The 5451-nt window shown below is 71.7% G+C and carries 5 protein-coding genes and 3 tRNA genes; 3 read left to right on the top strand and 5 right to left on the bottom strand.

Going from position 1 to position 5451, the window contains the following annotated elements; genetic code table 11:
- From ABZY11_RS18615 to ABZY11_RS18605, 3 genes are all read right to left on the bottom strand, one after another.
- A partial coding sequence (locus tag ABZY11_RS18615) for a DEAD/DEAH box helicase (RefSeq protein ID WP_356480157.1) occupies window positions 1-1638 on the bottom strand: 1638 nt, incomplete at its 3' end.
- Between the two features lie 239 nt (window positions 1639-1877).
- Window positions 1878-2453: a hypothetical protein gene (locus tag ABZY11_RS18610; RefSeq protein WP_356480156.1), complete on the bottom strand. Its 576-nt coding sequence runs from the start codon at window positions 2451-2453 to the stop codon at window positions 1878-1880.
- A 183-nt stretch (window positions 2454-2636) separates the two neighbouring features.
- Window positions 2637-2987, bottom strand: coding sequence for a metallopeptidase family protein (locus tag ABZY11_RS18605; RefSeq protein WP_356480155.1), 351 nt, complete (start codon window positions 2985-2987; stop codon window positions 2637-2639).
- A 244-nt stretch (window positions 2988-3231) separates the two neighbouring features.
- Here ABZY11_RS18605 and ABZY11_RS18600 point away from each other — a divergent pair.
- The 3 genes from ABZY11_RS18600 (at window position 3232) to ABZY11_RS18590 (ending at window position 3514) form a co-directional block, all read left to right on the top strand.
- Window positions 3232-3304, top strand: a tRNA-Glu gene (locus ABZY11_RS18600).
- Between the two features lie 36 nt (window positions 3305-3340).
- Window positions 3341-3415: transfer RNA gene (locus ABZY11_RS18595), tRNA-Asp, on the top strand.
- Window positions 3416-3437: 22 nt separating this feature from the next.
- Window positions 3438-3514 (top strand) — tRNA-Phe (locus ABZY11_RS18590).
- A 38-nt stretch (window positions 3515-3552) separates the two neighbouring features.
- Here the strand turns inward: ABZY11_RS18590 and ABZY11_RS18585 are convergent.
- Together ABZY11_RS18585 and ABZY11_RS18580 are read right to left on the bottom strand one after the other, a co-directional pair.
- Window positions 3553-4404: a cytochrome c biogenesis CcdA family protein gene (locus tag ABZY11_RS18585; RefSeq protein ID WP_356480154.1), complete on the bottom strand. Its 852-nt coding sequence runs from the start codon at window positions 4402-4404 to the stop codon at window positions 3553-3555.
- A complete protein-coding gene (locus tag ABZY11_RS18580) occupies window positions 4401-5228 on the bottom strand; it encodes a DsbA family protein (RefSeq protein ID WP_356480153.1) in 828 nt (275 codons plus the stop codon). Before ABZY11_RS18580 ends, ABZY11_RS18585 begins: the two co-directional genes overlap by 4 nt.
- Window positions 5229-5451: the final 223 nt, after the last annotated feature.

Raw genomic sequence — 5451 nt, 5'->3', positions numbered from 1 at the left:
GTCACCACCGCGGTCGTCCCGACGGTAACCACCGCGGTCGCCGCCGCGGCTGTCCCGGCGGTCGAAGTTGCCGCGGTCGTCGCGACGGTCGTCACGGGCGGCGGGCTGCTCCGGCACGGAGACGGCGGCCTCGATCGCGGCCTCCGCCTCGGCGGCCACCTCGGCCACCGCGGCCTCGGGGTCGTCGCCCCGCTCGCGGGCGGCACGGGCGACGAGGCGGTCGGCCTCCTCGCGCAGCTCACCGGCGCGGCGCTGGACCCGCTCCAGTTGCTTGGTCAGGTCGGCGACCTCGCGCTCGGCCTGCTTGGCGGCGTTGTTCGCGGAGTCGGCCTGGACCTCGGTCAGCGAACGGGCACCGGTGATCTCGGCGACCTCCGGGTCGAAGGCACCCGCGCCACCGACGATGTGCCGCGAGGCGTCGACGCCCGCGTCCTCCATCAGCCGGAAGATCTGACGGCGCTGGTGCGGCAGCGCCAGCGAGACGACGACGCCGGACTTGCCGGCCCGCGCGGTACGGCCCGAGCGGTGCAGGTAGTCCTTGTGGTCACCGGCCGGGTCCACGTTCAGCACCAGGTCGATGCCGTCGACGTGGATACCGCGGGCGGCGACGTCGGTCGCGACGAGCGCGTTGACGTAGCCGTCCTTGAAGTCGGCGAGCACCCGGGTACGGGCACCCTGCGTCATCCCGCCGTGCAGCGCGTCCGCCTTGACGCCCGCCTCGACGAGCTGCTCGGCGATGCGGTCGGCGCCCAGCTGGGTGCGGACGAAGATGATGGTGCGGCCCTTGCGGGCGGCGATGGCGGAGGTGACCGGCGCCTTGTCCTTCGGCTTCACGACGAGGACGTGGTGCGTCATGGTCGTGACGTTGCCCTGGGCGCTGTCGACCTCGTGGCTCACCGGGTTGTCCAGGTAGCGCTTGACCAGCGTGCCGATCTCGTTCTCCATCGTGGCGGAGAAGAGCATCCGCTGACCGCCGACCGGAACCTGGTCGAGCAGCTCGGTGACCTCGGGCAGGAAGCCCAGGTCGGACATCTGGTCGGCCTCGTCGAGGACGGCGACCTGGACGTTCTCCAGGGAGCAGGCGCCCCGGTTGATGATGTCGCGCAGTCGGCCCGGGGTGGCGACGAGGATGTCGACACCGCGCTCCAGCGCGTAGATCTGGTTGCCCATCGACGTACCGCCGCAGACGACCTTCATCTTCAGGCCGAGGACGTCGCCGTACGGCTGGAGCGCGTCCGCGACCTGCATCGCGAGCTCACGGGTCGGGGTGAGGATGACCGCGCGGGGCTTCTTCTTCTCGGTGTGGCCGCCGGCCAGCGTGGCCAGGGTCGGCAGACCGAAGGAGAGGGTCTTGCCGGAGCCGGTACGGCCGCGGCCCAGGATGTCCTTGCCGGCCAGGGCGTCCGGGATGGTCGCGGCCTGGATCGGGAAGGGCGCCGTCACACCGTTCTGCGCGAGCTTGCGGACGATGCCCTCGGGCAGGCCCAGGTCGGCGAAGGTGATGGTCGGCTCGGCGTCCGCGTCGGCGGAGTCGGCCTGCTCGGCCGGGGTGGCGTCCGCCTCGATGGCGGCGGCGGACTCGGCGACCACGGCCTCAGCGGCCTCGACGAGCTCGTCGTTCTCGATGCTCTCGGGCATGACGGTGTGGTCAGAACTGGAAATTGACATGCGAAATGCGAAACCTTCCGGAGTCTCGGCACGCGCCCGTAACTCCGTGATTCGCAATTTCGACCGCCTCAATGCGGTCCAGCCACGGCAAGGGAGAGTACGCGCCACACGGCGCGCTTCTGTTTCGGCGCCGGGCAATGGGATCAAACGATCTACTACCATACGCACTCCTCCCCACATCGCGCAAACCGACCACTCCCCGCCCCTCGCTACACCGGTCCCACCTGCGGCGATGCCTCGGGCGTCCGCAGCGGATCCGACTCCCCCGGCACACCCATCGCGTCATTGCGGAGCTGTGCCGCCGGCGAGGCGGACGGCGGTGGCGACGACGGTTCGGAGGGCTGCGGCTCGGGGGAGCTCGGCGGCTCCGGGGTCGCCGGCCCGGACGGAGTCGGGGATTCGGACTGCTGCGGCACCCCGGGGCCCGGTTGCGAGGCCGAGGGCGTCGGCAGCGGGTCACCGCGCGGGGGTTCCGCACCACCGCCCGGCTCCGTGCCGGGACGTACGCCACCGGGGGCGGCCGAGGGCCCGGCGGAGCGGCTCGGCTCCGGCGATTCGGCGGCCTCCCGTTCGGAGTGCGCCTCGGCCCGGCCGCCACCGGTACGGACATGGCCCGTGCCCGCCACGGTGCCGCCGTCCGGCCGGGCCCCGCTCCCCCCGTGCTCGGGCGACGGCGACGACGCCGGTTTCCCGCCGTCGTCGCCGATGCTCATGCAACCGGTGGACGCGGCGACCGTCGCGGCGACGACGGCCGCCCAGCGGACAGGGACGGACAACTGGCGCACGGGAGGCACCTCCGGGGTACGAAGAAGGGGCGGAGCGGTACGGGAAGGAGGGGGGCGCTGTGCCCAACTCCCTTTGCCCCGCCGGGGACACGCCCCGGACCCGGCCCACACGCCACCCGCACGCCCTCCACGCTCCGTCCGCACGCCGCCGGGCCCGCCCGCCGGACGGACCCCGGGGTGCGCTCACCCGTAGCCGAGCGCGTGCAGCCTCGCGTCGTCGATGCCGAAGTGGTGGGCGATCTCGTGGACGACCGTGATCTCGGTCTCGGCGACGACGTCCTCGCGGGACTCGCACATCCGGAGGGTCGGCCCGCGGTAGATGGTGATCCGGTCCGGCAGCACCCCCGCGTACCACTCGCCGCGATCGGTCAGCGGCGTCCCCTCGTACAGCCCGAGCAGCTCGGGATCCCCCGGGTCGGGCTCGTCCTCGACGAACACCGCGACGTTGTCCATCAGCCGCGTCAGCTCGGGCGGGATCCGGTCCAGCGCCTCGGCGACCAGTCCCTCGAACTCTTCGCGCGTCATCTCCAGCACCCCGCCATTGTCCCGTACGGCCGGTCGCGGCGCCCCGGACCGCTCCCTCCGCCTATTCGGTTTGGCTGACGCAGAAACGCCGTAGTACAGTCTGCGACGTGCCCAAGGGCGCCGGTCAGGGCTTGACCGTTCTGAAACCCTAAGAGGTTGAAGGAGAAGCGGAACCTCTTGAGGGGAAGCGAAGTCACATGCTTCTCACGTCCCCCGGGGCGACAGACGCAGAAGCAACAGCACAAGCAGTTCTGCCCTCATCGTCTAGTGGCCCAGGACGCCGCCCTTTCAAGGCGGTAGCACGGGTTCGAATCCCGTTGGGGGCACGCACAACCTGTGCGACACTTAGTCGCACAAAGCTTGGTCCTGTGGAGCAGTTTGGAGTGCTCGCCACCCTGTCAAGGTGGAGGCCGCGGGTTCAAATCCCGTCAGGACCGCTGCAGCCCTTATGAGCTGCGTGGCTGGGTAGCTCAGTTGGTACGAGCGATCGCCTGAAAAGCGATAGGTCGCCGGTTCGATCCCGGCCCCAGCCACCACCCGAAGGCCCCGTCCACCGGACGGGGCCTTCGCCGTGTCAGACCTCTTCCCGGTCCGCCGATTTCACGCCGCCCCGGCCGCGCCACGCCCGTACCGCCAGAACCAGCAGCGCCACCGCGACCACGGCCACCAGCGCCATGGCGTCCGGAACGTGCTCGCCGATGCGCTGGGCCCACTGCTCGACGGCGAACGAATCGTCCACGTCCAGCAGTCCCGGCAGCGCCGTCGTCCCGTCGTACGCGAGGAACAGCGCGCCGAGACCGATGAAGAAGAGCCCGGACAGCAGGGTCGTGGTGTGCAGTTCGAAGCGGCCGAGCCGGAAGGCGCGGCCGCGCAGCCAGGCCCGGCGCCCCAGGTCGAAACGTTCCCAGAGCAGCGCGAGCAGGAAGAGCGGGACCGCCATGCCCAGGGCGTAGACGGCGAGCAGCAGTCCGCCGTAGACCGGGCTGCCGCTGACCGCCGCCACGGTGAGGACGCTGCCGAGGATCGGGCCCGCGCAGAAGCCGGCCAGTCCGTAGACGGCACCCAGCGCGTAGACCGATACGGCGGTGGTCGGGCGGATCCGGCCGCTGAGGGCGGCGATCCGGCGCGAGGCGAAGCCCAGACCGACGATCTGCGCGATGCCGAGCGCGATGATCAGCCAGCCCGCGCCGAGGACGAGTGCGTCGCGGTGGCGGTAGAAGAGCCGTCCGGCGTACGAGCCCGCGGCACCGAGCGGCACCAGGGTGGTGGCCAGTCCGGCGTAGAAGATGCCGGTACGGGCCAGCAGGCGCGAGGTGGAGTCGATGGAGTAGGCGAAGAAGGCCGGCAGCAGCAGTGCGCTGCACGGGCTGACCAGGGCGAGCAGCCCGCCGAGGAAGGCCGCGAAGTAGCCGATGTCAGCGGTCATTTCGCGTCGTCCCCGGCGCCCTCGGCGTTCTTGCCGTCCTTGCCGCTCTTGGCGTCCTCGGTTTTGCGGGCCTGCTCGGCCGCCGCCTCAATGGCCGAGGTGAAGGTCTCCATGGGCTGGGCGCCGGCGATCGGGCGGCCGTTGATCAGGAACGACGGGGTGGAGGTCGCGCCGATTCCGTAGCCCTGTTCCTGGTCCTTGCTCACGGCGGCGGAGGCGGCGGCGCTGTCCGCGTCGCGGGCGAACCGGTCGAGATCCGCGACCCCGGCCTCCTGGGCGAGCGCCTTCAGCCGGTCCTTGTCGAACCCCTTCTCCTTGGCCCCCTCGGCGTACGCGGCGGCGTGGAACTGCCAGAAGCGGTCCTGCTGCCCGGCGGCCCAGGCGGCGCGGGCGGCGGCCTCGGACCCGGCGCCGAAGATCGGGAAGTTGCGCCACTCGATGCGCAGGGTGCCGTTGTCGACGTACTTCTTGACCAGGGCGGGTTCGGTGTCACGGGCGAACTTGCCGCAGTAGCCGCACTTGAAGTCGGCGTACTCGATCAGGACCACGGGCGCGTCGACGCGGCCCTGCGCGAGCTTGTCGTCGGCGTCCCGGCGGGCGAGCTTCGCCAGCTCCGGATAGACGCCGGCGTCCGGGTCGGCGGTGACATCGGCGACCGAGGAGGAGCCGGAATCCGAGTGGTCGGGGGCGGTGGCCCGGTAGGAGACGAAGCCGAGCAACGCGGCGGCGAGGACGACTCCGGCGCCGTAGATCACCGGCTTCCTGGACGAGGGCTTGCGTGCGGACGAGGACTTGGACTTGGACGTGGACTTGGACTTGGACATGCGGGACTCCGTGCTGGAGATGGGGAAGGGAAGAGGGGCGGCCGGGTGGGGCGGCCTGCTACACCCTCAGCACGGAGAGCTCGACGGGAGTGGGAGCGGCGGGCGCGGGGGCGCGCAGTTTCAGCCGCACGGGTGGGTGGACCGGGCCCTGGCCGGTGGCGGCGGGCAGCCCCCACCCGGCGAGGCCGGGCGCCTGGTCGTACGCGGCGCGGGCCCGGCCCGG

Origin of the sequence: Streptomyces sp. NPDC006510 (assembly GCF_040611955.1) — a bacterium.
In the GTDB taxonomy this organism is placed as follows: Bacteria; Actinomycetota; Actinomycetes; order Streptomycetales; family Streptomycetaceae; genus Streptomyces.
The sequence above is the reverse complement of the archived record's forward strand: the minus strand, read 5'-3'. Positions and strand labels throughout refer to the sequence as shown.

What these genes read in the sequence shown, in the direction of transcription:
- ABZY11_RS18585 (WP_356480154.1), bottom strand. Translation starts at nt 4,404, where the DNA reads ATGACCGCTGACATCGGCTACTTCGCGGCCTTCCTCGGCGGGCTGCTC.
- ABZY11_RS18580 (WP_356480153.1), bottom strand. Translation starts at nt 5,228, where the DNA reads ATGTCCAAGTCCAAGTCCACGTCCAAGTCCAAGTCCTCGTCCGCACGC.